General features: G+C 69.8%; 25 protein-coding genes and 1 pseudogene. 14 read left to right on the top strand and 12 right to left on the bottom strand.

Going from position 1 to position 25,730, the window contains the following annotated elements; translation table 11 throughout:
- A pseudogene (locus tag ACJMNC_RS16160) lies at positions 1 to 1,282 on the top strand (glutamate synthase-related protein); the annotation flags it as partial.
- 62 nt (positions 1,283 to 1,344) lie between these two features.
- On the opposite strand, the gene ACJMNC_RS16155 reads toward ACJMNC_RS16160, so the two are convergent.
- The 7 genes from ACJMNC_RS16155 to ACJMNC_RS16125 form a co-directional block, all read right to left on the bottom strand.
- Positions 1,345 to 2,238, bottom strand: a complete 894-nt coding sequence (locus ACJMNC_RS16155) for a vitamin K epoxide reductase family protein (protein ID WP_408948986.1) — start codon at positions 2,236 to 2,238, stop codon at positions 1,345 to 1,347.
- A 6-nt stretch (positions 2,239 to 2,244) separates the two neighbouring features.
- Positions 2,245 to 2,997: a DsbA family protein gene (locus ACJMNC_RS16150; protein WP_408948985.1), complete on the bottom strand. Its 753-nt coding sequence runs from the start codon at positions 2,995 to 2,997 to the stop codon at positions 2,245 to 2,247.
- Between the two features lie 74 nt (positions 2,998 to 3,071).
- Entirely contained in the window at positions 3,072 to 3,830 is a 759-nt protein-coding gene (locus ACJMNC_RS16145; protein ID WP_408948984.1) for a DsbA family protein, read from the bottom strand.
- Positions 3,827 to 4,330, bottom strand: coding sequence for a hotdog fold domain-containing protein (locus ACJMNC_RS16140; protein ID WP_408948983.1), 504 nt, complete (start codon positions 4,328 to 4,330; stop codon positions 3,827 to 3,829). Before ACJMNC_RS16140 ends, ACJMNC_RS16145 begins: the two co-directional genes overlap by 4 nt.
- A 30-nt stretch (positions 4,331 to 4,360) precedes the next feature.
- Positions 4,361 to 5,134, bottom strand: coding sequence for a succinate dehydrogenase/fumarate reductase iron-sulfur subunit (locus tag ACJMNC_RS16135; protein ID WP_408948982.1), 774 nt, complete (start codon positions 5,132 to 5,134; stop codon positions 4,361 to 4,363).
- A gap of 50 nt (positions 5,135 to 5,184) precedes the next feature.
- A complete protein-coding gene (locus tag ACJMNC_RS16130; RefSeq protein WP_408948981.1) occupies positions 5,185 to 7,170 on the bottom strand; it encodes a fumarate reductase/succinate dehydrogenase flavoprotein subunit in 1,986 nt (661 codons plus the stop codon).
- Position 7,171: 1 nt separating this feature from the next.
- Entirely contained in the window at positions 7,172 to 7,924 is a 753-nt protein-coding gene (locus ACJMNC_RS16125; protein ID WP_408948980.1) for a succinate dehydrogenase, read from the bottom strand.
- Positions 7,925 to 8,075: 151 nt separating this feature from the next.
- Here ACJMNC_RS16125 and ACJMNC_RS16120 point away from each other — a divergent pair, with 151 nt between their 5' ends.
- The 6 genes from ACJMNC_RS16120 to ACJMNC_RS16095 all read left to right on the top strand — a co-directional run bounded on the left by ACJMNC_RS16120 (position 8,076) and on the right by ACJMNC_RS16095 (position 13,611).
- A complete protein-coding gene (locus ACJMNC_RS16120; RefSeq protein ID WP_408948979.1) occupies positions 8,076 to 9,581 on the top strand; it encodes a trypsin-like peptidase domain-containing protein in 1,506 nt (501 codons plus the stop codon).
- A gap of 34 nt (positions 9,582 to 9,615) precedes the next feature.
- The gene (locus ACJMNC_RS16115; protein ID WP_408948978.1) at positions 9,616 to 10,170 is read left to right on the top strand and encodes a molybdenum cofactor biosynthesis protein B; all 555 of its coding nucleotides are present in this window, start codon (positions 9,616 to 9,618) and stop codon (positions 10,168 to 10,170) included.
- 447 nt (positions 10,171 to 10,617) lie between these two features.
- On the top strand, positions 10,618 to 11,247 hold the full coding sequence (locus ACJMNC_RS16110) for an MspA family porin (protein WP_408948977.1): 630 nt from the start codon (positions 10,618 to 10,620) through the stop codon (positions 11,245 to 11,247).
- Between the two features lie 27 nt (positions 11,248 to 11,274).
- Positions 11,275 to 11,907 carry an MspA family porin gene (locus ACJMNC_RS16105; RefSeq protein WP_408948976.1) on the top strand — a complete coding sequence of 211 codons (633 nt, stop codon included), beginning with the start codon at positions 11,275 to 11,277 and terminating at the stop codon, positions 11,905 to 11,907.
- A gap of 48 nt (positions 11,908 to 11,955) precedes the next feature.
- Positions 11,956 to 12,645 carry an MspA family porin gene (locus ACJMNC_RS16100; RefSeq protein ID WP_408948975.1) on the top strand — a complete coding sequence of 230 codons (690 nt, stop codon included), beginning with the start codon at positions 11,956 to 11,958 and terminating at the stop codon, positions 12,643 to 12,645.
- A 282-nt stretch (positions 12,646 to 12,927) separates the two neighbouring features.
- Positions 12,928 to 13,611 carry a heme oxygenase (biliverdin-producing) gene (locus ACJMNC_RS16095; protein ID WP_408948974.1) on the top strand — a complete coding sequence of 228 codons (684 nt, stop codon included), beginning with the start codon at positions 12,928 to 12,930 and terminating at the stop codon, positions 13,609 to 13,611.
- A 148-nt stretch (positions 13,612 to 13,759) separates the two neighbouring features.
- Here the strand turns inward: ACJMNC_RS16095 and mscL are convergent, their stop codons facing one another.
- The 3 genes from mscL to ACJMNC_RS16080 form a co-directional block, all read right to left on the bottom strand.
- The gene (gene mscL, locus ACJMNC_RS16090) at positions 13,760 to 14,722 is read right to left on the bottom strand and encodes a large conductance mechanosensitive channel protein MscL (protein WP_408948973.1); all 963 of its coding nucleotides are present in this window, start codon (positions 14,720 to 14,722) and stop codon (positions 13,760 to 13,762) included.
- Between the two features lie 220 nt (positions 14,723 to 14,942).
- Positions 14,943 to 15,644, bottom strand: coding sequence for an SAF domain-containing protein (locus ACJMNC_RS16085; protein WP_408948972.1), 702 nt, complete (start codon positions 15,642 to 15,644; stop codon positions 14,943 to 14,945).
- Positions 15,645 to 15,901: 257 nt separating this feature from the next.
- Positions 15,902 to 17,152: an IS110 family transposase gene (locus ACJMNC_RS16080; protein WP_408948971.1), complete on the bottom strand. Its 1,251-nt coding sequence runs from the start codon at positions 17,150 to 17,152 to the stop codon at positions 15,902 to 15,904.
- Positions 17,153 to 17,388: 236 nt separating this feature from the next.
- Here ACJMNC_RS16080 and nhaA point away from each other — a divergent pair, with 236 nt between their 5' ends.
- On the top strand, positions 17,389 to 18,609 hold the full coding sequence (gene nhaA, locus ACJMNC_RS16075) for a Na+/H+ antiporter NhaA (protein ID WP_408948970.1): 1,221 nt from the start codon (positions 17,389 to 17,391) through the stop codon (positions 18,607 to 18,609).
- Positions 18,610 to 18,704: 95 nt separating this feature from the next.
- A complete protein-coding gene (locus ACJMNC_RS16070) occupies positions 18,705 to 19,025 on the top strand; it encodes an FmdB family zinc ribbon protein (RefSeq protein WP_408948969.1) in 321 nt (106 codons plus the stop codon).
- 4 nt (positions 19,026 to 19,029) lie between these two features.
- On the opposite strand, the gene ACJMNC_RS16065 is transcribed toward ACJMNC_RS16070, so the two are convergent.
- Together ACJMNC_RS16065 and ACJMNC_RS16060 are read right to left on the bottom strand one after the other, a co-directional pair.
- Positions 19,030 to 19,278, bottom strand: coding sequence for a hypothetical protein (locus ACJMNC_RS16065; RefSeq protein WP_408948968.1), 249 nt, complete (start codon positions 19,276 to 19,278; stop codon positions 19,030 to 19,032).
- Positions 19,279 to 19,350: 72 nt separating this feature from the next.
- Positions 19,351 to 19,983: a 5-formyltetrahydrofolate cyclo-ligase gene (locus ACJMNC_RS16060; RefSeq protein ID WP_408948967.1), complete on the bottom strand. Its 633-nt coding sequence runs from the start codon at positions 19,981 to 19,983 to the stop codon at positions 19,351 to 19,353.
- A 132-nt stretch (positions 19,984 to 20,115) separates the two neighbouring features.
- Here ACJMNC_RS16060 and ACJMNC_RS16055 point away from each other — a divergent pair, with 132 nt between their 5' ends.
- The 5 genes from ACJMNC_RS16055 to glpR all read left to right on the top strand — a co-directional run bounded on the left by ACJMNC_RS16055 (position 20,116) and on the right by glpR (position 25,727).
- Complete coding sequence (locus tag ACJMNC_RS16055; RefSeq protein ID WP_408948966.1) at positions 20,116 to 21,006, top strand: UTP--glucose-1-phosphate uridylyltransferase; 891 nt, start codon at positions 20,116 to 20,118, stop codon at positions 21,004 to 21,006.
- Between the two features lie 119 nt (positions 21,007 to 21,125).
- A complete protein-coding gene (gene glp, locus ACJMNC_RS16050) occupies positions 21,126 to 22,430 on the top strand; it encodes a gephyrin-like molybdotransferase Glp (RefSeq protein ID WP_408948965.1) in 1,305 nt (434 codons plus the stop codon).
- A gap of 49 nt (positions 22,431 to 22,479) precedes the next feature.
- Positions 22,480 to 23,133, top strand: a complete 654-nt coding sequence (locus ACJMNC_RS16045; RefSeq protein WP_408948964.1) for a GNAT family N-acetyltransferase — start codon at positions 22,480 to 22,482, stop codon at positions 23,131 to 23,133.
- A gap of 16 nt (positions 23,134 to 23,149) precedes the next feature.
- On the top strand, positions 23,150 to 24,154 hold the full coding sequence (locus ACJMNC_RS16040) for an SHOCT domain-containing protein (RefSeq protein WP_408948963.1): 1,005 nt from the start codon (positions 23,150 to 23,152) through the stop codon (positions 24,152 to 24,154).
- Positions 24,155 to 24,329: 175 nt separating this feature from the next.
- Positions 24,330 to 25,727, top strand: coding sequence for a gephyrin-like molybdotransferase receptor GlpR (glpR, locus tag ACJMNC_RS16035; protein ID WP_408948962.1), 1,398 nt, complete (start codon positions 24,330 to 24,332; stop codon positions 25,725 to 25,727).
- Positions 25,728 to 25,730 lie beyond the last annotated feature (3 nt).

The raw sequence follows: 25,730 nt of genomic DNA, 5'->3' as shown, positions 1-25,730 counted from the left end.
GGACTCCTACTTCGGTTTCGGGACCGACAACGACGTGGAGAATCTGGACGGGCGCGCGGTGATCAAGCACCGGACCTTCGCCGGGGCCGGCCTGCACAGCCTCGAGGGGCGCCGCTGCCGTCGGCCAAGATCCTGGGGTCCGCGCGCGGCCGCCGGCACGCCTTCCGGCCGTCGTCGGTGGTCAACATCTCCGCCATGAGTTTCGGGGCGCTCTCGCACACCGCGATCGAGGCGCTCAAACGCGGGGCGGCGAGCGCCGGTGCGCTGCACAACACCGGGGAGGGGTCCATCTCGCCGTATCACCGCAACGGCGGCGACCTGGTCTTCCAGATCGGGACCTCGTACTTCGGCTGCCGGGACGAGGCCGGCCGCTTCGATCTGGATCGACTCGCGGCGGTGGTCGCCTCGGCCCCGGTGAAGGCCATCGAGATCAAACTCTCCCAGGGCGCCAAACCCGGCCTGGGCGGTCTGCTGCCCGGCTCCAAGGTCACCCCGGAGATCGCGCAGATCCGCGGCATCCCGGTGGGTGAGGACTGCGCCTCACCGAGTCGGCACACCGCCTTCCACGACATGGACTCCATGCTCGACTTCGTCGAACTCATCGCCGACGCGACAGGACTGCCGGTGGGAATCAAGGCCGCCGTGAGCCACCTCGAGTTCTGGGACGACCTCGTCGCGCTGATGGCCGACGGCACGCGCGGCGTGGACTTCGTGACGATCGGCGGCGGTGAGGGCGGCACCGGTGCGGCGCCGCTGATCTTTGCCGACTCCGTCTCCTATCCGTTCCGGATCGGCTTCACCGAGTTCTACAAGCGGTTCGCCGCGGCCGGTCTCACCGACGCGGTGACCTTCATCGGTGCCGGAAAGCTCGGCATTCCGGAGAACGCGGTTGTGGCCTTCGCGCTCGGGGTGGACATGGTGAACGTCGGCCGCGAGGCGATGCTCTCCGTCGGCTGCATTCAGGCTCAGCGCTGCCAGAGCGGCAAGCCCGGCGGGTGTGGCGACGCAGGACGCGCGCCTGGCCCGCGGGCTCGACCCGGATGTGAAGGCGGTGCGCGCCGAGAACTATCTGGTGGCCCTGCGCCGGGACCTGCTGAAGATCACCGAGGCCGTCGGGGTGGCGCACCCGGTGCTGATCGGTCCCGACGATGTGGACCCGGTGGATCAGACGGTCTCCACCGCGCCGCTGCGGGAGATCTACGGCTACCAGCCCGGCTGGGGTGTTCCCGGGGAGCGGGTGCGCGAGCAGATCACCGCGGTCATGGCGCAGTTCGCGCACTGAGCGGACGCGGCGGCTCAGCAGACGGAGGGCTCAACAGACGGGCGGCTCAACAGACGGGCGGCTCAGAAGAGGGTCTTCCAGTAGTACCAGAAGCGCTCGCCGGCCATCAGGATGATGATCGCGTACCAGACCACCAGCACCACCCAGGCGCCGTCGCGCAGCGCCGTGGAGACCCGGCCCCGGCCGAGAGCCTGCCGGAAGCTGAGCACCAGGATGATCGGGGTGACGGTCCAGACCACCATGCAGTACGGGCACAGCGCGTTGATCCGGTAGATCGACTGGAACGCCAGGTAGTTGACGAAGATGAAACCCAGTGTGGTGGCGAGGGTCTGGCCGATCCAGTACCAGCGCGGCAGCTTCACCCGCCCCAGCGCGAGCACACCGGTGGTGATGATCACCGCGAACGCCGGCAGCCCCAGCACCGTGTTGGTGAAACCGAAGAAGCTGGCCTGCTCGGTCTTCATCACGGTGCCGCACGACAGGATCGGGTTGATGCTGCACGAGGGGACGTAGTTCGGATCCAGGGCCAGCTCGATCCGTTCGAGCACCAGCGCCGACGACGCCACCAGGCCGATGATGCCGCAGGCAAGCATCACCACCGAGGCGGTGATGGAGGTGCGCAGCGGCTCCAGCAGACCGCCGAGCGCCGACGACTCGCCGGCCGGACGCTCACCGGCCGCGGCCTCCGCCGTTACATCCGAAGCCGGTGCATCCGGCCCCGGTGCATCCGACACCGCCGCGGCCTCCACCGGTGCGGTGGCCACCGAGCCGGTCTGCCCCGAGACAGTCTGCTCAGACCCAGTCTGCTCAGACCCGGTCTGCCCCGACCCGGTCTGCCCCGACCCGGTCTCGCGGGACCCGGTCACCGAACTCGCGGCGACCGGTGCATCGCCGGTGGTATCCGGCGCGTCGCCGGTGGTGGCCCGGCGGTCGTCGTCGTTGCTCTGCTCGCTCATGGTCGGTTACTGCGCGGGAGCCGAGGCGGCGGCCAGCACGGCGGCTTCGAAGGCCTCCGGGGTGCTCAGCTCCACCTTCTTGCCGTTGATCTTGACGGTCGGGGTGCCGGCGAAGCTCGAGTCGGAGACCACGGCGTCGTTCTGCTGCTGCAGCCACTGACCGTACGACTTGTCGTCGATGCACGAGTTCACGTCGGGGGCGCCGGCCTCCTTGGCCAGTTCCTTGAGCTTGGCGTTGCTCAGACCCTCGCCGCCCTCGTCGGGCTGGTTCTGGAAGAGCAGGTTGTGGAACTTGAGCCAGGTGCTCATGTCGCCGTCCTTGCCGGTGGCCTCGGCCACGCACAGCGAGGCGTTGGCCGAGCGGCTCGAGTACTTGGTGGTGGAGCCGCCGTTGTCGAGGAAGGTGATGGTCTTGTAGTCGATCGCCACGTTCGGGTTCTCGGCGAGCTTGGCCAGGGTGGGACCGTAGGAGGTCTCGAACTGGTGGCAGGCCGGGCACTGGAAGTCCTCGATCAGGGTCACCACGGCGGCCGGATCGGTGCCGGCCGGAGCCTTGGTGACCCGGATCGCGCCGTCCTTGGTCACCACGGTGGGCACCTCGCTGCCGCCGACCGCGTCGGTGTCGTCGGAATCTTTGTTCACGGCCCAGATGATCACCACGGCGGCCACGGCGATCAGCACGATGGCAGAGATGATCATGATGAGCAGTGACCGGCGCCGCTCGGCGGCCCGCGGGTCGATGACACGGTTCTGACTCACGAATCAGGTCCTTCGGTGTATGGCAGTGCCGGCGCTGCGGCCGGAAAGGTACGCCCCAACAGTACCGGTGCCGATCAGCGCTTGGCCGCGTCGACCGCTTGTTTGAGGTCCTGCGGGCTGCTCAGCTCGTGACGTTTCCCGTTGACGAGCACGGTCGGAGTGCCCTGGAAATCGGAATCGTCGAGCTGCTGGTCGGTGTTCGCGGTGACGGCCGCGCCGAAGCGTTGCTGCTCGACGCAGATGTCCAGACCGGGGAAGTCGCCGTCGGCCAGGGACACCAGCCGGGCGTCGGACAGGCCGTCGCCGCCTTCGCGGGGCTGCTTCTCGAACAGCTCCTCCTGGTAGTCGGTCCAGTCGTCGATCCACTCCGCGTCGCGCGAGTCCGCACCGATCGACCAGGCGCAATAGAGGGCGTTGGCCGCCCGCGAGGAGTACTCGTCGTTGCTCATCCGGTCGAGGAAGGCGATCACCCGGTACTGCAGCTGCACGTCCGGATCGTCGGACAGATCGTCGAGGGTGTCCTCGTAGACCTCGTGGAACTGCTTGCACGCCGGGCAGGCCATGTCCTGCACCACGGTGACGGTGACCGGCGACGACGGATTGCCTGAGACCGGGAACTCGCGCGGGACCTCCGCGGTGCCCGACGGCGTGCTGCTGTCCGGGACGCCCGAGGTGCTCGAGGTGCTCGAGGTCCTGGTATCACCGGTGGTGCCGGTCCGGACCTTGGACAGCTCCGGGACGGCGGTGCCGTCGACGCTGCTGCAGGCGGTCAGGGTCAGGGCGGCCGCCGCCGCCAGAGCTGCCGCGGCGCTACGCCGCCTCGGGGCCCTCATGCCGGGGTCACCCAGGTGGTGATCTCGGCGTGGACCACCTCGGTGCCGGCGGTGTCGCAGATCCGGACCGGGACCACCACGTCGACGCCCTCGGTGATCGCGGAGAAGTCGATCGGCTCGGGCAGTTCGGCTTCGGCGGTGAGCCGGGTGCCGGCCTTGGCCAGATACTGCACGGTCATCCCCTTGGGGATCCACCGGTGCGAGGTGGGTGTGGTGGCCTCCATCAGCATGCCCATCGAGGCCTCGGCCAGGTTGCAGGCGGCGATCGCGTGAAAGGTGCCGATGTGATTGTGCACGCCGAACCAGTTGGGGGAGGTCACCCGGCAGTAGCCGGGACGCATCTCCTGCACCAGCGGCAGCACGGTGCCGAAGTAGGGGACCCGGGCCACCATGCCGAGCGAGAACAGGGTGTTGCCGAGCAGATTGTCGGGCAGCTTCTTGCGCAGCGCATAGGTGGCGCTGGCGCGCTGGGCGGCCGCGGAGTCGGGCTTTCGCGTCATGCCGGTCATCGTAGGCCAGCGCCGGAGCGGTCAGTCGTCTTTGCGGCGCCACCCGCGGCGCAGCCGCTCCCGGCTCACCGCGGCCACCGCCGACAGTTCGATACCGGCCGGGCACACCTGCGCGCATTCCCCGAACGACGAGCACGGACCGAACTCGGCCTCCATGGCGGCGGTCATCGCGCCGGCGCGGCGGCCGCGTTCGGCCCGGGCATAAGTGAGCTCGGCCAGATGCAGCAGTTTGGCGCCGGTGAACAGATGCGCCGAGCCGTTGGGGCAGGCCGCCACGCAGGCGCCGCAGCCGATGCAGGCGGCGAAGTCCAGCGCGGTCTCGGCGCGCTGGTGCGGTACCGCGGTGGCGTCGGCGTCGCCGGCTTGACCGGCGTCCACGGCCACGTGCCCGCCGGTGGCGATCACCCGGTCGAGCGCCGAGCGGTCCACCACCAGATCTTTGACCACCGGGAAGGCCGCCGAGCGCAGCGGCTCGATGCGGAAGACGTCGACGTCGGGGAACTGCCGCAGATGCTGACGGCACGACGGCGTGTTGGCGGTCGGCCCGTGCGGGCGCCCGTTGACGGTGACCCCGCATTCGCCGCAGACGCCCTCACGGCAGTCCGAGTCGAAGGCGATCGGTTCGGTGCCCTCGGCGACGAGCCGGTCGTTGAGCAGGTCGAGCACCTCGAGCAGACTCATCTCGTCGGTCACCCCGTCCACCCGGTAGCTCTCGAAGCGTCCGGGTGCCTGCCCGTGCGCCTGCCGCCACGCCTGGACGGTCACGGTCCGTCCGGCCTGCTGGTCCCCGGTCATCGCGCCCTCCCCGTCATCACTGCGCTGCCTGTCATCGGTGCTTCCCCCGGTCATCGGTAGTTCCGGGTGGCCAGCGGCACCGCGGTGAAGTGCAGGGGTTCGCGGTGCCGCACCGCGGTGCCGTCCGGGCGGGTCTCCCACGCCGAGGCGAAGCACCAGTGCTCGTCGTCGCGCAGGGCCTCGCCGTCGCCGGTCTGATGGTCGACGCGGAAGTGCGCCCCGCACGATTCGTCGCGGTCGAGGGCGTCGACGCACATCAGCTCGGCCAGCTCCAGGAAGTCGGCCACCCGGCCGGCCTTCTCCAGTTCCGGGTTGAGCGTGCCGGGGCTGCCGGTGACCCGCAGCTGCGACCAGAATTGCTCGCGCAGCTCGCCGATCTCGCCGAGGGCGGTGGTGAGCGAGTCGGTGCTGCGGGCCACTCCGCAGCCGCGATAGAGGATCTCGCCGAGCTCCCGGTGGAAGACCCCCGGCCCGACGGTGCCGCCCACGCCGGTCAGCGCGTCGATCCGCTCCTGCACCTGCTGCGCGGTGGTGATCACCGCCTCGTCGTCCTGGGCGAGCGGCGGGGCACCGAGCAGCCCGGCCAGATAGTCCGGCACCGCGTAGGGGAGGGTGAACCAGCCGTCCACGCAGGCCGAGAGCAGCGAGTTGGCACCGAGCCGGTTGGCGCCGTGATAGCCCCAGCCGGCCTCACCGCCCACGAAAAGCCCGGGAATGGTGGTCATCTGGTCGTAGTTCGACCACAGTCCGCCCATCGTGAAGTGGGCGGCCGGGGCGATGCGCATCGGCTGCCGGTAGGGGTCTTCGCCGGTGGCGTCGTGGTACATCGAGAACAGATTCCCGTAGCGTTCGGCGATCGTGTCCCGGCCGTGGCGGGCGAGGGCGTCGGCGAAGTCGAGGTAGACGCTGTTGCGCAGCGGCCCTACTCCGTGCCCGCTCTCGATCTGTTCGCGGGCGGCCCGCGAGGCCACGTCGCGCGGAGTGAGGTTGCCGAAGCGCGGGTATTTGCGTTCGAGGTAGTAGTCGCGTTCGGCGTCGGGGATCTGGCCGGGCGGCCGGTCGTCGCCGGCGGCGGCCGGCACCCAGATGCGTCCGTCGTTGCGCAGCGACTCGCTCATCAGGGTGGTCTTGGACTGCCAGGGCGCGCTCACCGGCAGCGCGGTGGGATGGAATTGCACGAACGACGGCGACGCCAGCAGCGCCCCGCGCCGGTGCGCCCGCCAGGCGGCGGTGGCATTGCACTGCCGGGCGAGGGTGGACTGGTAGAAGACGGTGCCGTAGCCGCCGGTGGCGAGCACCACGGCGTGAGCGGTCTGGGCGCTGAGCTCGCCGGTCACCAGATCCCGCACGACTATGCCCTGGGCCCGCCCGTCGGCGACGATCAGATCGAGCATCTCCTGCCGGGTGTGCAGCGTGACGGTGCCGGCCGCGACCTGCCGCAGCAGCGCCTGACTGGCGGCCACCTGCAGCTGCTGGCCGGTCTGCCCGCGCGTGTAATAGGTGCGCGAGACCTGCACCCCGCCGAAGCTGCGGGTGGCCAGGGTGCCGCCGTATTCGCGGGCGAACGGGGCGCCGATGGCGTCGAGGTGGTCGATCACCCGCACCGATTCCTCGGCGAGGCGGTAGACGTCGGCCTCCCGCGCCCGGTAGTCGCCGCCCTTGACGGTGTCGACCACGAAGCGGTGCAGGGAGTCGTTGTCGACGGTCCGGGCCCGGGCGGCGTTGATGCCGCCCTGCGCGGCCACGCTGTGCGCCCGCCGCGGCGCATCGTGGTAGGTGAACGAGTGCACGGTGTAGCCGAGTTCGCCGAGGGCGGCGGCGCAGCCGGCGCCGGCCAGGCCGGTGCCCACCACGATCACCGTGAAGTTCCGACGGTTCAGCGGGCCGACGAGCCGGTAGTCGTCGCGGCGGCGCTGCCAGGCGGTGGCCGGATCCCCGTCGGGCGCACCGGAGTCGAGCAGGTTGTGGGCGATCCGGTACCCGCCGCCCGGATCGGAGGCGGTGTGGGAGGCGGACGGCTCTGCGGCGTCACTCATCTCAGCTCACCACCCCGGTGAGGACGGCGACCGGAATGCTGATGTTGCCCACGGCCACGGCCCCGGCGATCACCGCACCGGCGAGCGCCCAGTAGCGGCGCACCCGGTGGCCGGTGACGCCGAAGTCGTTGGCGGCGGTGAGCAGTCCGTGCACCAGGTGCAGGCCCAGCAGCACCATCACCACGATGTAGAACAGCGCCATCGGCCAGCGGGAGAGGCTCTCGACCAGATTGTGGTAGGCGTGCGCCGTCTCCGGGGTGGCCGGCTCGAAGTTCTCCGGGGCCACCGGCGCGGTGCCGGTGGTCAGATCCAGGATGTGCACCACGATGAACACCAGCAGCACCAGCCCGGTGTAGGGCATCAGGGTGGCCGGCAGCCGCCGCCAGCCCATGCCGGTGCGCCGGAACCGGCCGCGGGCGCGGCGGGCCCGGACCACCAGCACGATCGACGCCCCCACGTGGGCGAGCAGACAGAGCAGCAGCACGGTGCGCAGGATCCACAGCATCCCCTCGTAGGGCAGCAGCGGCTCGAACAGGGTGCGCAGCCAGTGCGCGTACGGGTCGAAGTGCTCGGCGCCGGTGTAGGCCTTGAGGTTGCCGATCATGTGCACCAGCACGAACAGGGCGAAGACGGTGCCGGTCACCGCCATGGTCACCTTCAGGGCGATACTCGACGGCCGTGGTGCCCGGGCGGGGCTGCGCGGCGCATCCGCGCGCGGTGCCGGGACGACGGCGATCTGGGGAGCTGATCCCATACGCCACTCCTGTGAACTGGTGATCTCCTACTGACCGTAGTACACAGGTGGCGGCCGGGCAGGCCCGGCGCGCCCAGATGTCCGCCGACCAGTGGACTCTCCACAGGACTGCTGAGGAATTCTCACAGGAAAGTCGCTTAGGGTTATCCGCATGACCAATGGCGGAAGCGACAGTTGGTGGGGGCCCGAGGGTTCCGAGGGACGGGATCCGTCCGGGGCCGGCGATCCGACGGGGGAGACGCAGCAGTTCGACACCGGCCAATTCCGGGCGGCGGGGCAGTCCCCGCCCGAATCCGGGGCCGGTAGCGGCTCGGTCCCGACGTCACCCGGATACGGCGCCGGTGCCTCCGGTTCCGATGCTCAGGTGCCGCGCACCACCCCGCAGTCCTATCAGTATCCGTATGCGACGGGCTCGTTCCCGGCCTCGGTGGATCCGGTGACCAGTCCGCAGCCGGTGCCCACCGCGGCGCAGACCGCCCCGTACGGGGCCGCGCCCGGTGCGTCGGGCCAGCCGTACGGCGGTCAGGTGCCGCCGCAGCAGCCCGGCGGATCCGGCTCGGGTTCGGACGGACGGTCGGGCCGACGCTGGCCGATGATCGCCCTCGCCACCCTGCTGGTGGCCCTGGTGGCCGGTGGTGTCGGCGGTGCGATCGGCGTGATGGCCGGTCGCGACGACGACTCGTCGTCCACCCGGTCGGCCGCGCTGCCCACCAAGACCATGACCAACCAGCCCGAGGCCGCGCCGGGATCGGTGCAGGATGTGGCCGCCCAGGTGCTGCCGTCGGTGGTGTCGATCACCGTGGCGGCCGGCAACGAGGTGGGTTCGGGTTCGGGAGTGGTGCTCAGTGAGGACGGCACCATCTTGACCAACAACCATGTGGTGAGCGCCGGCGGCAGCCGCCCGGCCTCCGAGGTGCTGGTGAGCTTCAACGACGGCTCCCGCGCCAAGGCCCGGGTGATCGGTGCCGACTCCACCTCCGACATCGCCGTGCTCAAGGCGGAGAAGACGGGCCTGCGCCCGATCACCGTGGGCACCTCCAAGAACGTGTCGGTGGGCCAGGACGTGATCGCGATCGGTTCGCCGCTGGGCCTGGACGGCACGGTGACCACCGGCATCATCAGCTCGCTGAACCGGCCGGTGTCCACCTCGGGCGCCGACGGCTCGGTGGAGTCGGTGATCGACGCCATCCAGACCGACGCCGCGATCAACCCCGGCAATTCCGGTGGCGCACTGGTCAACTCGTCGGGCGCGCTGATCGGCATCAACACCGCGATCGCCACCCTGGGCGAGTCGTCGGGGTCGGGCGGCTCGATCGGGCTGGGCTTTGCCATCCCCATCGACCAGGCCATGCGAGTGGCCCAGCAGCTGCTCGACGGCGGCAAGGTGACCATGGCCAGCCTGGGGGTGACGGTCCGCGAGAACAGCGACCTCACCTCGCCGGGCGCCCTGGTGAACTCGGTCTCGCGCGGGGGCGCCGCCGCCTCGGCCGGGATTCCGGCGGGCGCACTGATCACCTCGGTGGACGATCGCAAGATCGCCTCCTCGGAGGCACTGATCGCGGCGATCCGCTCCCACGCGCCCAACGATCAGGTGACGATTGGGTACAGCTTCCGCGGTGCGGATAAGACGGTCAGCGTCAAACTCGGCACGGCCTGAGACACTTGAGCGAAGTCGAGGAGAGATGAATACGATGACCGATCTGAATGATCCGGAAGCAGCCCAGGCCGATGCGGCCGCCCGCAGCCTCACCGGGGTGACCGACGATCCCGGTGCCGCCAACCGCGCCCTGGTGGTGGTGGTGGACGACCGCGCCGCGCACGGCGAGGACCAGTCGCTGCTCGGTCCACTGGTGTGCGAACTGCTCGAGGAGGGCGGCTACCACGTGGACGCCACCGTGGCCGTCTCCGGCGACGAGGTGGAGATCCGCAATGCGCTCAACACCGCGGTGATCGGCGGCGTGGACCTGGTGGTCTCGGTGGGCGGCGTGGGCGTGCGCGACCGCGATGTGGCCCCGGAGGCCACCGAGCCCCTGCTGGACCGGCGGCTGGCCGGCATCGAGGAGGCGCTGCGCAGTTCGGGTCTGGCCGCCGGCGCCGCCGACGGCGGACTCTCCCGCGGTCTGGCCGGGGTGTCCGGGCAGACGCTGGTGGTGAATCTGGCCAACTCGCGCGCCGCGGTGCGCGACGGCATGGCCACCCTCATCCCGCTCTCGCACTTCATCGTCGACCAGCTCAGTGAGTTCTGACGGCCCGGTGAGTTCGGACGGCCCGGTGCGCCCTGACGGTTCAGGGCGCACCGGCGGTTCCGGGCCGGACGGGACCGGCACTCCGGAAACCTCTCACACCGACGTAGATGCCACCGAGAAGTGGCGACGTCAGCGCCGGATCGACGAGATCTTCGGCGACGACCTGCCCCGCGATGACTGCAAGCCCAGTGAGAAGCGTCACAGCGGGAAGGGTCGGAGCTGGTACGAGGAGAACCGGCCACCGCATCACGGCTGATAGCAGTGCCAGGGCTTATGCGATTGTGCTCACGATTACCGTAATTCGCAGGACATAGACCGTTTACCGCATGTCATTCAGCTGTAACGAAATGGCTTTGCAACGCGATAGCGCGCTATATCGCGATCCGATAACGTTCTCATCCGACGGGTGGCCGAATGGGTCCCCTTAGTTCAGCGAGGAGAACACATATGCGCAAGCAGATCATGCGCAAGGCCGTGGTCCTGGGGGCCGCTGCAGCGATCGGAATCTCGGGTGCAGCCGTCGGCGCCGGCCACGCAGACGCAGCCAAGCTGCCGGGGGGCAGCAAGACCACCACCGGTATCGACGGCCAGAAGGTCACCATCAAGCGTTCCGGTGAGAGCGCCCGGATTCAGCGCTCGGTGGCCAACAACGGCGCGGGTCGCGCTGCGGCGGTCTCCGGCACCTACTCCGCCACGCTGTCCAAGGGCACCGGCTCGATGACGGTGGGCTACCTGGTGGGTTGCCAGGTGAACATCGACGGCCTCGAAGGCGGACTCTCCGGTGCGATCGACATTCTCGCCAGTAGCGGTTCGCTGAGCGGTGCTCTCTCGATTCCGCTCACGCCCGGAGAAGTGGCGTTCGTGCACTCGGATTCCATGCCCATCAAGAAGAGCAAGGCCACCCTGCTGGTCGACGGCTTCCACCTCGATGTGCAGAAGTGCGGTGGCTACGCCGAAGCCCGCTCCGCGGTCCAGGTGATCGCAGCCGAGGGCCTCTCCACCGAGGACGACGAGCTCTCGGGCGACAGCGGCTTCGTCCAGTCCACCCTCTACGGCAGCAAGTTCAGCCTCGGCTGACCGGCACCAGACGATTAGGAGAACGAGATGACCACGATCAAATCTCGCGTACTGGCCGGCACCGCTCTGGCGAGCGCCGCCGTCATCGGCCTGACCGGTGTGGGCGCCGGCGCCGCGAACGCGGGCAAACTGCCCGGCGTCACTAAGACTAAGAACCTCGGCGAGGCCGGGAGCGTCACCATCAAGCTCACTGACCAGTCGGTGCGCATCACCCGGGCAGTGACCAACGTGCCCACCTCTCGTGAGGTCTGGCTCTCCGGCAAGGTCAAAGTAGGAACCTCCGGGGAAGTGAAGGGCGGCAATGTCGCCGTTGGCTACTTGGTTGGTTGCCAGCTCAATTTCGGTGCTGGCGGGGGGCTAGACGGGACCTTCGATAGCACTGATCCGGATGCTTCGTCGGGTGATACGACGGCGGGGCCGTCGGGGAGCTTCTCGCTCTCGCCGGGTGAGGCGAAGTATGTTTCGGTGATCAAGCTGGGCGAGATCGACAGCTTCAACTTCACCAACGCTCGCGGTGGCGTGGCCTACAGCCAGGAGCGTTTCGGTGTGGACGGTTGCGCCGGCTACGCAGAGGCTATGCCCAAGGTGACTGTTCAGGTCTCCACCGACACCTTCAAGGGCAATGTCACGGCCTACGGCAAGCCCTTCAGTATCGGCTGACCCATGACGGTTAGACACAAGTGCCTGGCACTGGCGGCCTTGGTAGCGGTGACCAGTGCGAGCGCTGCCACGGTGCTCACCGCGGGTGCTGCTGATGCAGCCAGCCTGCCTGGTATCAGCAAGACCAAGAAGGCTGGCGGTGGCAGCGTCAGTATCCGCGTCTACGACCAGAAGTCCTCCATTCAGCAGTCGGTCGCCAACAACCCCTTCTCTCGAGAAGTCTGGCTCTCCGGCAAGATCAAGGTGACCACTGGCGGAGACATCGAGGGTGCGAGTGTTACTCCGGGCTACCTCATTGGCTGTCAGCTGAACTTCGGGGCCCAAGCCGGAGCGGACTCTGGGATCACCGCCGACGGGAATGCCCTGGCCACTGCGCTCGGTGACACCGCGGCCGCTGTCATTGAGGCGGCCTCGGGATCGGCTCCAACGACGGTTCCGGACTTCTCGGACGTGGTTGCGCCGGACGATGACTCGACGAACGGGCCGACGGCTGGCTTCACCCTCTCGCCTGGAGACGCCAAGTTCGTCCCGGTGATCAGGGTGAAGGTGGGTGACGAGGTTACTAACAGCTTCACCTTCGCAAAGGGTGTCGGAGGTGTCACCTACAGTCAGGAACGCTTCGGTGTCGACGGCTGTGCCGGCTTTGCGGAAGCCCGGACGATTGTGAATGTCCAGGTCTCCACCGACACCTTCAAGGGCAATGTGACCCTGTACGGGAAGCCGTTCAGTATCGGCTGACCTGCAGGCCCCGGCGCTGAGCCGGGTAGAATTATCGTCTTGAGCCCGTCGGCCGGTGCCGGCGGGCTCAATACGGTGCGCGGGCCGGTCCGATTACCGGCATGATGGATGTAATGCGCCCGGCCGGAATGCCGGCCGGGGCCGCACCGTTGAGGCAGTGCAGAACGTGCGCACCGCCATATGAGTAGAAATTAGGGTACCCTTAGTAACAGTGTGCGGGGCGGGCAGATCGCAGTACCACCCACCGCACGGGGCACGGGGTAGCCGACCGAAGGAGAAGTAATGACAACCGCATCGCTCGACCGGACCGACGTCGAGAGCTGGTCGCTGTCTGCGGCGATGAAGGACGGCTCCGCGGCCGAACACGACGAGGCCGAGACCTCGCTCTTCGTCTCCGAGCTGCTGGCCGGCCGGGTCAACGAGGCCGGCTACGTGGCCTACCTGACCCGGCTGCGCACCGTCTACGCCACCCTGGAGAACGTCGGCCGCGCGCTGGCCGAGGATCCGCTGGTGGCGCAGGTCTACGACCCGGCGCTCGAGCGGGTCGCGGCCCTCGACGAGGATCTGGCCTTCTGGGCCCCGGACGGTGCGCCCGAGCTCGAGTCGGAGGCCGCCGCTGAATACGCCTCGGCGATCGCCGCCTCGGCGGTCTGGGGCGGGCTGTTCGTCGCCCACCACTACACCCGCTACCTCGGCGACCTGTCCGGTGGACAGGCCATCGGTGCCCTCCTCGACCGCAACTTCGGGCTCGGCGGCAAGGGCGTAGCCTTCTACGCCTTCCCCGAGATCGGGAAGACCAAGCCCTACAAGGACGAGTACCGTCGCCACCTCGATGCCCTCGGTGAGGGCCTGAACGCCGACGAGCGCGACCGCATCGTCGCGGAGGTGAAGAAGGCCTTCACCCTCAACCACGCGCTCTTCGCCGAGCTCGGCCGGGACCTGGAGAGCTACCGCCGCGAGGCCTGAGCCTCCGGCACCGCCGGCCCGGCCTCCCCGCCGGTACCCGGCGCCGGCCAGAAAACCCCGCCGGTACCCGGCCCCAGCCAGAGAACACAGACAGAGAACCGCCGCCCCGCACTCGATGAGTGCGGGGCGGCGGTCGTCGTCGCGGAGGTCAGCGCGAGTGGCGCGGGCCGTCCGGGTTCTCCGGACCGTCGGGTCCGTCCACCGGCGGCTGCTCCACCGGATTCTCGCCCGGGTTGTACTGCACCGGCGGAATGCTGCCGGTGTTGTAGCCGCCCGGCCGGTTCTCCGGCGGGGTGAACTGCTGGTACTGACCCGGCTCGTAGCGCGGCTGCTCGAACGGCGGGCGCTCGTACTGCGGCTGCTCGTACTGGGGCTGCTCGAACTGCGGCGGCTCGTACTGGCCCGGACCCTGAGGCGCCTGACCCTGCGGTGCCTGGCCCTGGGGACCCTGCCCCTGCGGTCCCGGTGCCTGCGGACGCGGACCCAGCGGATCGATCGGACCGGACGCCGGCTCGGTGCGCGGCAGCGGGTCGTTCAGCGGATCCGGCCGCGGCGCGCGCGGTGCGTCGACGGCTCCGGCCCCGGCTGCGCCTGCTGCACCTGCGGCTCCGGCGGCTGCCGCCCCGGCGGTGGAGAACACGGCGGTCGCACCCTCGGTGGCGGGCTCCGGCTTCTTGCCGACCAGCACGTCGCGGATCTCGGTCAGCAGGGTGACCTGAGCCTCCTCGGACTCCTCGCTGGTGTTCAGGCCGCGCAGCTCATTGAGCTTGTTGTAGGGCACGATGATCAGGAAGTAGACCACCGCGGCCACGATGATGAAGTTGATGATCGCCGCGATCAGCGCACCGAAGTCCATCTCGGTGGCCGGCGCACCGTCCTTGATCAGGTACGAGAGACCACAGACCTGCACCGCGGCGGCCTGGGTGGAGTCCGCGCCGGTGGCCATCGTCTGGCCACAGTCCTGGCCGGTGGGAATGGCCGCGAGCAGCGGGCTGATGATCTTGTCGGTGAATGCGGTTACGATCGCAGTGAAAGCGGCGCCGATGATGACCGCGGTGGCCAATTCGACGACGTTGCCCCGGAGGATGAATTCCTTGAATCCCTTGAGCACGTCCGTCCTTTCGAAGAGCGGAGACAACGGATGAAATGGGTCTTCGTGATGTTGCCCTTGCGCGCACGAGTTTAAACCACAGATTGAGTGTGCGAGCGACTCCAGACGCATTCCCGCAGAAATCCGCAGCCGTTTTGTGACCGAAAGCCGCCGGATTGCGTACTCCGCGAGCCGATTCGCGTGGTTTGCGCCCACCGTCTGCTCGGCCCTCTGCTCACTGTCAGCGGATCACCAGGGCGATCGCCGAGACCAGACCGGCCGCGGCCACCCGCAGCGCCGCCGGCTCTGGCATGGCGATCAGCACCGGGGGAGCGGCCGGGCCGCCGCCGATGCCCGACGACGCCACGGACACCGGCACCGCGACAACGGCTTTGCGGGCCAGTACGGTGCCGTGCTCGTCGAGTACATCCACCACGTCGCCCGTCCGCAGCAGCCCGGCCAGCGCCGGATCGGCGGGCCGCACCGGCACCAGCCGCGCCGACGGCTCGCCGGTGAGCGCCGCCGGCAGCCGCGAGTCCAGCAGCCGGCTCGCCGTGACCGGTTCGCCGGCGCCGAGGGTCCCCGAGAGTCGCCGCCCCACAGCCTGATCGCGGTGGTGCAGCAGCCCGGACAGTCCGCGGGTGTCCATCCGCACCACGGACAGATCGGCCTCGGTGAGCGCCCGGCCCGGCGTCAGCGCTCCTGCGGCCACCACCACCGGCTCCCCGGGATCGCTCCGCCCGGCCGCCAGCAGCACCACCGCCGCGATCAGCAGCGCCGCCGCCAGCACCCGGCGCACCAGCAGCGACCGCAGCCGGCCCGGCCGCAGCCGTTCCCGCAACCGGTCGGGCAGGCTCGTCGCCAGCCGGTCCGGCGATCGGCCGCGATGCCCGGCGGCGCTGCCCGGCCCGTGCCCCGTACTCGTGCGGCTTGGCGTACCCATGGGCCCAGTGCAGTCCGCCGCCGCCCACGCATCCAGCCCGTCGTCCACAGCCGGCGCCCGGGGTGCACGCCCGTCCACAACCCCAGTCCGCAGCCTTTTTGGGCCCCAGATCGTCAGGCCCCAGGCCTCCAGACCCCAGCCCGCTGGTTGACGGACCCGCCCGGCGGTCTGAAACAATGACCGCATGACACCGGGAGCCGCACCGAGACGGACAGCTGCATGAGCGGGGTGCCCGCATGACACTTCCTGAGTCAACCTTATGCGGCGGATTGCAGTGTTTTCGCTGCTCCGTGCAGGGTTGGGTCGTAGGGCTGGTGGTCGTGCCAGCAGCGGTAGATGACGCGGGTCCAGGCTCGAGCGAGGATTCGTATCGCGTGGGGATGGTCGTGCCCGCGGGCCCGGGCTCTGGCGTAGATGTCTGCGGCCCAGGGGCTGGTGTGCCGACTGTTGTCGGCGAAGGTGGTCATCGCGAGGCGGAAGCGTTTGTTACACGCCCAGCGGAAGTGCACGGCGTGGTGTTTACCGGAGGCGTTGGTGACCGGGCTCAGTCCGGCCAGGGCAGCCACGGCGTCGGGGCTGTCGTAGGCTTGACGGGCATCGCCCCACTCGGCGAGCATCTGGGCGGCGTTGATCTGACCCGACCTTGGCAGCGACGTGAAGATCGCGCCGTCCGGGTGTGCCTGCAGATGCTTGATCACGTTCTTGCCGAGATCGGATTCGGCGGCACTGATGGCCTGGAGGATCCTCACCAAAGCCAGGACGCTGTCGCGCAGTCCTTCGCTGAGCACGGGATCGGTGATCCCCGGGGGCGCCTCGCGCAGTCGGGCCAGGACCTCACCGGCAGGGCGGCGCCCGGAGTACCCGTTCTTGGTCAAGAACGCGGCCATGCGTTTCTCGCCGAGGCGCGCAGCGGCGTTCGGGGTCGGATAGGCCAGCAGGAACGCGAGCGCGATCGACGAGTCCAGGTCAGCGAAAACCCTTGTCGCTCCGGGCCATTGCGCTTCGAGCAAGGTGCGGAGCTGGTTGACCACCCGCACTCGCAGGGCAACAACGTCGTCGCGGGTGCGTACGACTGTCCGCAACGCCTTGGTCTGCGGCGAGTACGGCCTCACCGGAGCCAGACGATGCAGACGCATCCGCAAGTACTCGGCAATCACCTGTGCGTCACCGGCGTCGGACTTGGCACCGGAGATCACTTCACCCTCACGCCAGGTCTTGATCGCGTTCGGCGACACCGGCACCACCGGATGCCCTGCTTCCAGGAGCAGGTCGACCAGGCGGCCGTTGGGCCGCTCGATACTCACCGGCGCGTCCCCCGGATCGGGGGCGTAGCCGGCCAGGCGGCGGATCAGCAAGGTGATCCCCTCAGTCGAGTGATCGACTGTGAACCGGGCGGCGACACGGCCGGTCTGGTCCAGGACACAGACGGCGTGATCCGCCGAGGCCCAGTCGATACCGACGAACACCGCCGGCGTGTTTTCAGGTGGACGGTCATCCGAAATGGACATCACAGGTTCTCCAGTTGTTGGCAGCGACAACCCGGCAGCGAGGTCGATCACCGGATGGTCACTAACCGGCGCTCTGCGGCGCGTCTTCCTGAAACCGGTCCACGACCCCGACGAGACCGAGGGCGGCAGTGTCATGCAGGCCCTGCAAGGGCGACCGCCACAGGCCGTCACCTCGATCCCCGTCGAGTTCCTCTCACGAACACCCCGAAGGGGTCCGTAGAAAGCATGGTGCACTAGTGACCGCTGCCCGGCTGCGCGTCCGGATCGATCGGGACACCGGCGGCGGGCTGCTTCTGCTGCTCGCCGCGACCATCGCCCTGGTCTGGGCCAACGTCCCCGGACGCGACAGCTATCACGCGCTGCTCGAGACCACCGTCGGGCCTGCGGCGCTGGACCTGAATCTGACGCTGGCGCACTGGGCGTCGGACGGACTGCTGGCCGTCTTCTTCTTCACCGTCGGCGCCGAACTCAAACACGAGTTCGTCGCCGGAGCCCTGCGCGATCCGCGGCGCGCCGGTGTTCCGATCGCCGCGGCCGTCGGCGGCATGGCCGTCCCGGCGCTGCTGTATCTGGCGGTGGTCGGCCTCGGCGGCGCCGACGGCGCGGCCCACGGCTGGGCCATCCCGTCGGCCACCGACATCGCCTTCGCGCTGGCCGTGCTGGCCGTCTTCGGCCGCGGCCTGCCGATCGCCCTGCGGGTCTTCCTGATGACCCTGGCGGTGGTCGACGACCTGCTCGGCATCCTGGTGATCGCCACCGTCTACACCGAACGGATCGACCTGTGGCCGCTGCTCGGTGCGCTGGCGGTGATCGTCGTCTTCGGGCTGGCGGTGCGCGCCCGGTGGCGGCCCTGGCCGCTGCTGCTGGTGCTGGCCGTGATCGCGTGGGCGCTGATGCACGCCTCCGGGGTGCACGCGACCGTCGCCGGGGTGCTGCTGGGCTTCACCGTCCCGGCCGTCGCCGGTGCCGGCGAGACCCTGCCGCGCACGCTGCAGTACGCGCACCGGGTGACGCCCTATTCGTCGTTCCTCGCGCTGCCGCTGTTCGCCTTCGCGGCCGCCGGGGTCACGGTGGTGGGCGAAGGATCGATGATCGGTCCGGTGAGCATCGCGGCGTTCACCGGTCTGCTGGCCGGCAAGGTGATCGGCGTGCTGGGCACCACCTGGCTGGTCACCCGGCTCACCCCGTTGCGGCTGCCCGACGCGATCGGCCTGCGCGACCTGCTGCCGGTCGGCTTCCTCACCGGCATCGGCTTCACCGTCGCCCTGCTGATCGCCGAACTGTCGTTCCCCGGCGACGAGCACCACGTCGCCGCCGCCAAAGCCGGCGTCCTAGCCGGATCGCTGGCCTCGGCCGTCGTCGGCGCGGCCCTGCTGCGCTGGGATGCGCGGCACCCGCGCTCGCCCGATATGAACGCCGACGGGATACCCGACCGCAACACCCGGGTGATCGGCTGAGAAGAGGCCCGGCGCCCCCTCACTGGCACTCGGGAAGACCGAGTGCCAGCCGGGCGGTACACTGATCATCAGTCTTTGACGTCCCGGAGGTTTCAGTGCCCACCTACAGCTACGCGTGCACCGAGTGCGACAACAAGTTCGACATCGTGCAGTCGTTCTCGGACGACGCCCTCACGCAGTGCCCGCAGTGCCAGGGCAAGCTGCGCAAACTCTTCAACTCCGTGGGCATCGTGTTCAAGGGCAGCGGCTTCTACCGCACCGATTCGCGCTCCGGCTCCAGTTCGGTGGCCGCCGAGAAGTCCGGCGAGTCCAGCAGCTCGTCGTCGGGCGGCGACTCCTCTTCGGGTTCGTCCTCGTCGAGCAGCTCGTCCTCGAGCAGCTCGTCCAGCTCGAGCACCCCGGCCGCCGCCGGCTGATTCCTCAGGACGCCGCGGCGTCCGCGGCCCGCCTGCGCCGACCGAGCAGCAGATACAGCGCCGGCAGCACTCCCAGCGAGTTGATCGTCGACAGTCCTGCCGCCCAGAGCCACTTGGGGCCGTTCACCTCGTGCCGGTTCCGGGCCGCCAGATCGCGGCCGGCCCACAGCCGCAGACCGCCGTCCACGGCGGCCGCAGCGATGATCGCCGCCTTCTGCTGATCGGTCAGGTCGTTCCACTTGGTGCGTGCCATGACCCCAGCGTACGGGCCGTCCGGCGGCCCCGCCGGTGGCGTGTCGTCGCCCCGGCCGCACCCGCAGGGTGGTCAGCCGTCGACGGGGGTGAAGCCCGCACCGGGGGTGAGGATCAGGTTCACCCGCACATCGTTCTCGTCCTCGGGCAGCGGGGCGTCCACCACCTCGGCGTCGTGCACCACGGCGACGATCGGCGCCCGCATGCCGGCCAGCGTCCGGTCGTAGTAGCCGGCGCCGCGGCCCAGGCGCACCCCACGCCGGTCCACGGCCACCGCCGGCACCAGAATCAGCTCGGCCTGCACCAGAGTGTCCGGATCGAGCCGCTGTCCCATCGGTTCGAGCAGATTCCACCGGCCCGGCTCCAGCTCGCGCTCATCGGTGTAGACGCCCCACTGCAGCCGGTCCGGCTCGCCCTCGGGCACGATCGGCAGAATCACCCGCAGGCCCTGATCCGCCAGCGCGTCGAGCATCGCGATGCCGCCCGGTTCGCGGCGGGTGGCCACATAGGCGGCCACGGTGTCGCCGGGCGCCAGCTCCACCGGCAGCCGGTACATCCACTCGGCCAGCTCGGCGATCGACTGGCTGAGGATGAACGGCGACATCGCGTCCCGGGCGGCCAGCAGACCGGTCCGCAGCCGGGCCTTCTCCAGATGCGGTGCTGGACTCGCGTCCGGCCCGTCCGTGCGCGGGGTGTCCGTGCTCATGGTGGGTCCCTACTTCCGGTGTGCCCCCGGCGGCGCCGGGTGCGCACCTGGGCGGCGGCGGTGGGCCGACTCACAGGAACGGCCCAGCCCTCGGACCAGATTCTGCCAGAAGGCCGCACTAAGCTGACTGCCATGTCGATCAAGATCCCGCGCACCGCGGTGGTCCCCGCCGCAGGTCTGGGCACCCGCTTCCTGCCGGCCACCAAGACCGTCCCCAAAGAGCTCCTCCCGGTGGTCGACACCCCGGGCATCGAGCTGGTGGCCGAGGAGGCCAAGTCGGCCGGCGCCGAACGGCTGCTGATCATCACCTCGCCCGGCAAGGACGGCGTCGTCGCCCACTTCGTCGAAGACCTGGTGCTCGAGCACACGCTGGCCGCGCGGGGCAAGGAGTCGATGCTCGCCAAGGTGCGCAATGCGCCGTCGCTGCTCGAGGTGGCCTCGGTGGTGCAGGACAAGCCGCTCGGGCTCGGTCACGCCATCGGCTGCGTGGAGGCCGACCTGGCCGACGACGAGGACGCGATCGCGGTGCTGCTGCCCGACGACCTGGTGCTGCCCGGCGGGGTGCTGAGCCGGATGGCGCAGACCCGCGCCACCTACGGCGGCAGCGTGCTGTGCGCCATCGAGGTGCCCGGCGACAAGATCAGCGCCTACGGCGTCTTCGACGTCGAGGACGCCGACCCGGCCACCCCCGGGGTCAAGCGGGTGCGCGGCATGGTGGAGAAGCCGCCGGCCGATCAGGCGCCGTCCAACCTGGCCGCGGCCGGCCGGTACATCCTCGACCGCAAGATCTTCGACGCGCTGCGCGAGATCACCCCGGGCGCCGGCGGCGAACTGCAGGTGACCGACGCGATCGCGCTGCTGATCGAGAAGGGCGAGCCGGTGCACGTGGTGGTGCACGAGGGCTCCCGGCACGACCTGGGCAACCCCGGCGGCTACCTCAAGGCCGCCGTCGACTTCGCGCTCGACCGCGACGACTACGGTCCGGAACTGCGCGAATGGCTGGTCCGGCGGCTGTCCGACTGAGCTTTCCCGCCGTCGTACTTCGGTGAGCCTGCCCCGCGCGGGGCGCCGGGACCGTTAGCCTCGATCGCGAACCCATCCGGACGATGCCGGCGGGCGGCCGGCACGGGGAGGAGACATTGATGCGCTCAGTGGAGGATCACCTGAGCCTGGTGACCGCATCCGTGGTCGCGCCGCGGCCGGTCCAGGTCGCGATCTCCGAAGCTCAGGGCCTGCTGTGCGCAGAAGAGGTGGTTACCACCGCTCCCATGCCCGGCTTCGACCAGGCCGCCGTCGACGGCTACGCCGTGCGGGCGGTGGACGTGACCCTCGCCGGACAGCCCGCGCCGGACGAGCTCGACGAGGTGGATGCGGCCGGCATCGAGGTGACCGCGCCCGGCGACGGCGCCGAGCTGGTGGTGCATCTGCCGGTGGTCGGCGATCTGCAGCCCGGCTCCCGCACCCCCGTGCGGTTGCAGCCGGGGCAGGCGGTGCGGGTACAGACCGGTGCGCCGATGCCCACCCTGGCCGACGCCGTGGTGCCGGTGCGCTGGACCGACGGCGGCGACGAACGGGTGATGATCGGGCACGCCGTGGAGACCGGCGACTACGTGCGCCGAATCGGCGACGACGTGCAGCCCGGCGACGTGGCCGTGCGCGAGGGCGCGCTGATCGGCCCGGCGCAGGTGGCGCTGCTGGCCGCGGTGGGCCGCACCCGGGTGCTGGTGCACCCGCGGCCGCGGGTGGCGATCATCGCCGTCGGCAACGAACTGGTCGACATCGACCGCGAACCCGGCCCCGGCCAGGTGTTCGACGTGAACAGCTATGCGCTGGCCGCCGCCGCCCGCGACGCCGGCGCCGAGGTGCACCGGGTGGGCGTGACCGCCCGCGACGCCGACCAGCTGCGCGAGGCCGTCGAGGCCCAGCTGATCCGTGCCGAAGTGGTGGTGATCTGCGGCTCCGTCGGCGGCAGCGCCTCCCGCGAGGTGGTCGAGGCGCTGGCCGATCTCGGTGACCTGGAGATCGGCCGGATCGCCATGCATCCGGGTTCGGTGCAGGGCTTCGGGCTGCTCGGCAAGGACGAGATCCCCACCTTCTGGCTGCCGGCCAACCCGGTCACCGCGCTGGTGGCCTTCGAGGTGATGGTGCGCCCGCTGATCCGTATCGCTCTGGGCAAACGCCAGCCCAAGCGGCGGGTGGTCACCGCCCGCACCATCGGCCCGATCGCATCGATTCCCGGCCGGCAGGGCTTTCTGCGCGGCCAGCTGATGCGCGACGAGCGGTCCGGCGAATACCTGGTGCAGGTGGTGGGGGAGTCCGAGACCGGCGGCTCGATGCTGCTCGCCGAACTGGCCGAGGCCAACTGCCTGATCCTGGTGGATCCGGACGTCGAGGAGCACGAGACCGGCGACCGGGTGCGCGTGATGTTTCTCGCGCAGCGCGGCTGAGCCGGTCGAACGACCGCTGAGAACACCTGCGGCTGCATAGAATCCACCCATGCTCTCCTGGCTCGTCGACTCGCCGAACCATCCCGGATGGCCCGCCACGCTCGGGCCGCTGCGGGTGCCCGCGGGCGTGGTGACGGTCCGGCCGATCAAGATGCGCGACGCCAAGCAGTGGAGCGCGCTGCGCATCAAGAACCAGAACACGCTGCTGCCGTGGGAGCCGACGGGGGTGGGGCCGTGGGATGCGCGGCATCAGCCCGGCTCCTGGGCGCCGCTGTTCTCGGTGCTCAAGGCCGAAGCCAAGCGCGGCACCGTGCTGCCCTTTGTGATCGAGCTGGATGGCAGGTACGTCGGCCAGTTGACGGTGGGCAATGTGCAGCGCGGAGCTGTCCGCAGCGCGTGGATCGGCTACTGGATCGACGCCGGGCACACCGGTCAGGGCATCACCACCGCCGCGGTCGCGCTCGGGGTGGACCACTGCTTCGGGCCGGTGGGACTGCATCGCCTCGAAGCGACGGTGCAGCCGGAAAACGGTGCCTCCCAGGCGATCCTGCGCAAACTCGGGTTCCGGGAAGAGGGACTGCTGCGGCGGTACATGGACGTGAACGCACGGTGGCGCGACCACCTGCTGTTCGCGATCACCACCGAGGAGATCGTCGGCAGCGCCGTGGAGACCCTGGTCCGATCGGGCAAGGCCGTCGGCTGACCCTTAATCTGTTCGTATGACAGAGCCTTCCGCGCGTCCGGGTTCGCTCCCGGCCGGTGACTCCCTCGGCAGCCAGGTGGCCGACTTCCTCAAGATCCTGGGATTCGTCCTGCTCTGCGGGCTGGTCGGTCCGGCCTTCCTGGTCTGCTACCTGCTGCTCGACGAGCCGGGGACCGAGTGGATGCTCTGGACCGGGATCGGCTTCACCGTGCTGGACGTGCTGATCGCAGTGGGACTGTTCGTCGCGGTCCAGACGAGCAGGAGCGCGGCCTCGGACCGGCGCCTGCACGGGCAGCTGCTGCTCGCCGGCGTCGAATCGGTGCAGCAGACCGGCACCTACATCAACGAGGAACCGGTGATGCGGTTCCGGCTGCGGGTGGACGACGGCCAGACCGAGCCGTTCACCGCCCAGGTCAAGGCGCGGGTGCCGGTGCTGCGGCAGCCGCTGGTGCACCTGGGTTCGCTGGTGGTGCTGATGGATCCGGGCAGCCGCAAACTGCACATCGACTGGGACGCCAGTGCGCTGGTCGGCGGTCTGGCGCCGGCCAAGTTCACCTCGGTGGCCGACGGGCGGACCGTCGACCTGACCGGGCAGTCCGAGCCGCTGCTGGAGATCATCTCCATCCTCTACCGCAACGGGCTGCCGCTCGACGGCGCGCTCGATGTGCGCGACCGCCCCGAGGTTCACCGGCAGGTGATGGACGTCCTGCAGCGCTGGGAGCAGGCCAGTGCCACCGCGCCGCCGCAGGTGGTCACGGATGTTCGTACCGCTGATTTCCGGGCTGCTGCTGCCCGTCCCGGCGCTGCCGGCCCTGCTGCTTCGTGGTCTGGGGCTACTGGTCCTAGCGCTTCCGGTTCGGGCACTAACGGTCCGGGCGCTTCCGGCCCTGCCGATTCCCGGTCTGCCGATTCCCGGTCTGCGGCCGATCGGCTCCGCGAACTCGACGGTCTGCGCGCGGCCGCGGCGATCAGCGACGACGAGTATCAGCGCACCCGGGCCCGGATCCTCGACACCCTCTGACACAGCCATCGGGTCCTCTCCGGGTCTGGCTGCCCGCGGTTGTGTGCTGGAACCTCTCAGGATCTCCGGCGGCGCGCCTGAGCCGCGGCGACGGGTTCTCGCTCTAGATTGAATTCTGGCTGCATTCCGCCCGAATTCGGCCTTCGGACGACCGCAGGACAGGAGGACCAGGAGTATGGCGACGTCATCGGTGTTGTGGATCGCGTTGATCGCGGTGTGGCTGCTCGTGGTACTGCCGATGGTCCTGCGCGGTCGGCCCGAGGTGAAGAAGACCACGGCGGCGGCCGGTAGCACCCGCGTGCTGCACCGCGGCGGTACCGCCACTCCGCAGCGCCGACGGTCGGCCAGCCGGCATCCGTCCAATCCCGACTACGTGGTGAAGCGCTCCGCGCGCTCGGCCGCCGTGCGTTCGGGATCGCAGGGTTCGGCGGAGAAGAAGACCTCGGCAGCGGCGAAGACGGCAGAAGAGAAGGTCTCTGCCGGAAAGGCTGCGGCCGAGAAGACGTCGGCGGCGAAGACTGCTGCCGAGAAGTCGCCTGTCGAGAAGAGTGCGACGGTGACCGTGCAGCGGGTGGCTCCCGAGAAGCACCAGGAGCGCGACGAAGAGAAGTCGCACGGGAATGAGGCGGCGGGCGCCTCGTCGAACGAATCCGGCAAGACCGAAACCAACGCGAACGAGGTGACCGAGGTGATCGACGTGGTGAAGGCTGAGCAGACACCGGACCCGGACTCCGGCGAGGACCGGACCGATTCCACCGCCCCGGCGACCGCCGGCGAGGCGAGCGCGCCCGGCCCGGTGGCCGAGTCCGACGACCTGGAGACCGCAGAGGCTGCGGCCGATGAGGCCGAGATCGATGAGGCCGACGCGGACGACGAGCCGACCGCCGAGGACGACGGCGACGAACTCGTCGACGAAGACGACGACCTGGACGACGAGGACTTCGACGACGAGGGGGACCTCGAGGACGAGGCCGAGCTGGTCGACGAGGACGAGGACGAGGACTTCGACGACGACGAGGCGGACGACCTGGTCGACGACGTCGAGGACGAGGTGGTCGATAAGAAGCCGGCCCGCGCCCCCAAGCCCGTTCCGCGTGAGTTGCGGGGCCGCGGCGGCTACGGCCCGGACCGGCCGACCGAACGCGCACAGATGCGTTACCGCGAACGCCAGCGCGTGGTGGGCGGGCTGTCGCTGCTCACCGTGATCGCGATCGTCCTCTGCTTCGTGTGGACCATCCCGGGCATCGTGCTCACCGCCATTGCGGTCGCCATGCTCGCCACCTACCTGATCTTCTTGCGGCGCACTGCGATCCGTGAGGCCCAGTTCCGGGCGCAGCGGGCGGCGCGGCTCAAGCGGCAGGCAGAGGAGGACGAGAGGCTGCGGCGCGAGCGGCAGGCGCCCACCTACCGTCCGGCACCGGCCCGGCTCCGTCGTCCCGGTGGCGCCGTGGTGCTTGAGGCCGACGACGAGGACCCCGCCTTCGATCACCTGCCGACCTACGACTTCTCGTACGCCGAGCGCGTCGAGGTCGAGGGGGAGTACGACCGCGAGGTGTACCGCACCGCCGGCTGATCG

Origin of the sequence: Gordonia sp. VNK21 (assembly GCF_046098115.1) — a bacterium.
Taxonomy (GTDB): domain Bacteria; phylum Actinomycetota; class Actinomycetes; order Mycobacteriales; family Mycobacteriaceae; genus Gordonia.
The sequence above is the reverse complement of the archived record's forward strand: the minus strand, read 5'-3'. Positions and strand labels throughout refer to the sequence as shown.

Coding starts and splice junctions, on each gene's coding strand:
- ACJMNC_RS16155 (WP_408948986.1), bottom strand. CDS start 2,238: ATGAGCGAGCAGAGCAACGACGACGACCGCCGGGCCACCACCGGCGAC.
- ACJMNC_RS16145 (WP_408948984.1), bottom strand. CDS start 3,830: ATGAGGGCCCCGAGGCGGCGTAGCGCCGCGGCAGCTCTGGCGGCGGCG.
- ACJMNC_RS16140 (WP_408948983.1), bottom strand. CDS start 4,330: ATGACGCGAAAGCCCGACTCCGCGGCCGCCCAGCGCGCCAGCGCCACC.
- ACJMNC_RS16135 (WP_408948982.1), bottom strand. CDS start 5,134: ATGACCGGGGACCAGCAGGCCGGACGGACCGTGACCGTCCAGGCGTGG.
- ACJMNC_RS16130 (WP_408948981.1), bottom strand. CDS start 7,170: ATGAGTGACGCCGCAGAGCCGTCCGCCTCCCACACCGCCTCCGATCCG.
- ACJMNC_RS16125 (WP_408948980.1), bottom strand. CDS start 7,924: ATGGGATCAGCTCCCCAGATCGCCGTCGTCCCGGCACCGCGCGCGGAT.
- ACJMNC_RS16120 (WP_408948979.1), top strand. CDS start 8,076: ATGACCAATGGCGGAAGCGACAGTTGGTGGGGGCCCGAGGGTTCCGAG.
- ACJMNC_RS16115 (WP_408948978.1), top strand. CDS start 9,616: ATGACCGATCTGAATGATCCGGAAGCAGCCCAGGCCGATGCGGCCGCC.
- ACJMNC_RS16110 (WP_408948977.1), top strand. CDS start 10,618: ATGCGCAAGCAGATCATGCGCAAGGCCGTGGTCCTGGGGGCCGCTGCA.
- ACJMNC_RS16105 (WP_408948976.1), top strand. CDS start 11,275: ATGACCACGATCAAATCTCGCGTACTGGCCGGCACCGCTCTGGCGAGC.
- ACJMNC_RS16095 (WP_408948974.1), top strand. CDS start 12,928: ATGACAACCGCATCGCTCGACCGGACCGACGTCGAGAGCTGGTCGCTG.
- ACJMNC_RS16085 (WP_408948972.1), bottom strand. CDS start 15,644: ATGGGTACGCCAAGCCGCACGAGTACGGGGCACGGGCCGGGCAGCGCC.
- ACJMNC_RS16080 (WP_408948971.1), bottom strand. CDS start 17,152: ATGTCCATTTCGGATGACCGTCCACCTGAAAACACGCCGGCGGTGTTC.
- ACJMNC_RS16065 (WP_408948968.1), bottom strand. CDS start 19,278: ATGGCACGCACCAAGTGGAACGACCTGACCGATCAGCAGAAGGCGGCG.
- ACJMNC_RS16060 (WP_408948967.1), bottom strand. CDS start 19,983: ATGAGCACGGACACCCCGCGCACGGACGGGCCGGACGCGAGTCCAGCA.
- ACJMNC_RS16055 (WP_408948966.1), top strand. CDS start 20,116: ATGTCGATCAAGATCCCGCGCACCGCGGTGGTCCCCGCCGCAGGTCTG.
- glp (WP_408948965.1), top strand. CDS start 21,126: ATGCGCTCAGTGGAGGATCACCTGAGCCTGGTGACCGCATCCGTGGTC.
- ACJMNC_RS16045 (WP_408948964.1), top strand. CDS start 22,480: ATGCTCTCCTGGCTCGTCGACTCGCCGAACCATCCCGGATGGCCCGCC.
- ACJMNC_RS16040 (WP_408948963.1), top strand. CDS start 23,150: ATGACAGAGCCTTCCGCGCGTCCGGGTTCGCTCCCGGCCGGTGACTCC.
- glpR (WP_408948962.1), top strand. CDS start 24,330: ATGGCGACGTCATCGGTGTTGTGGATCGCGTTGATCGCGGTGTGGCTG.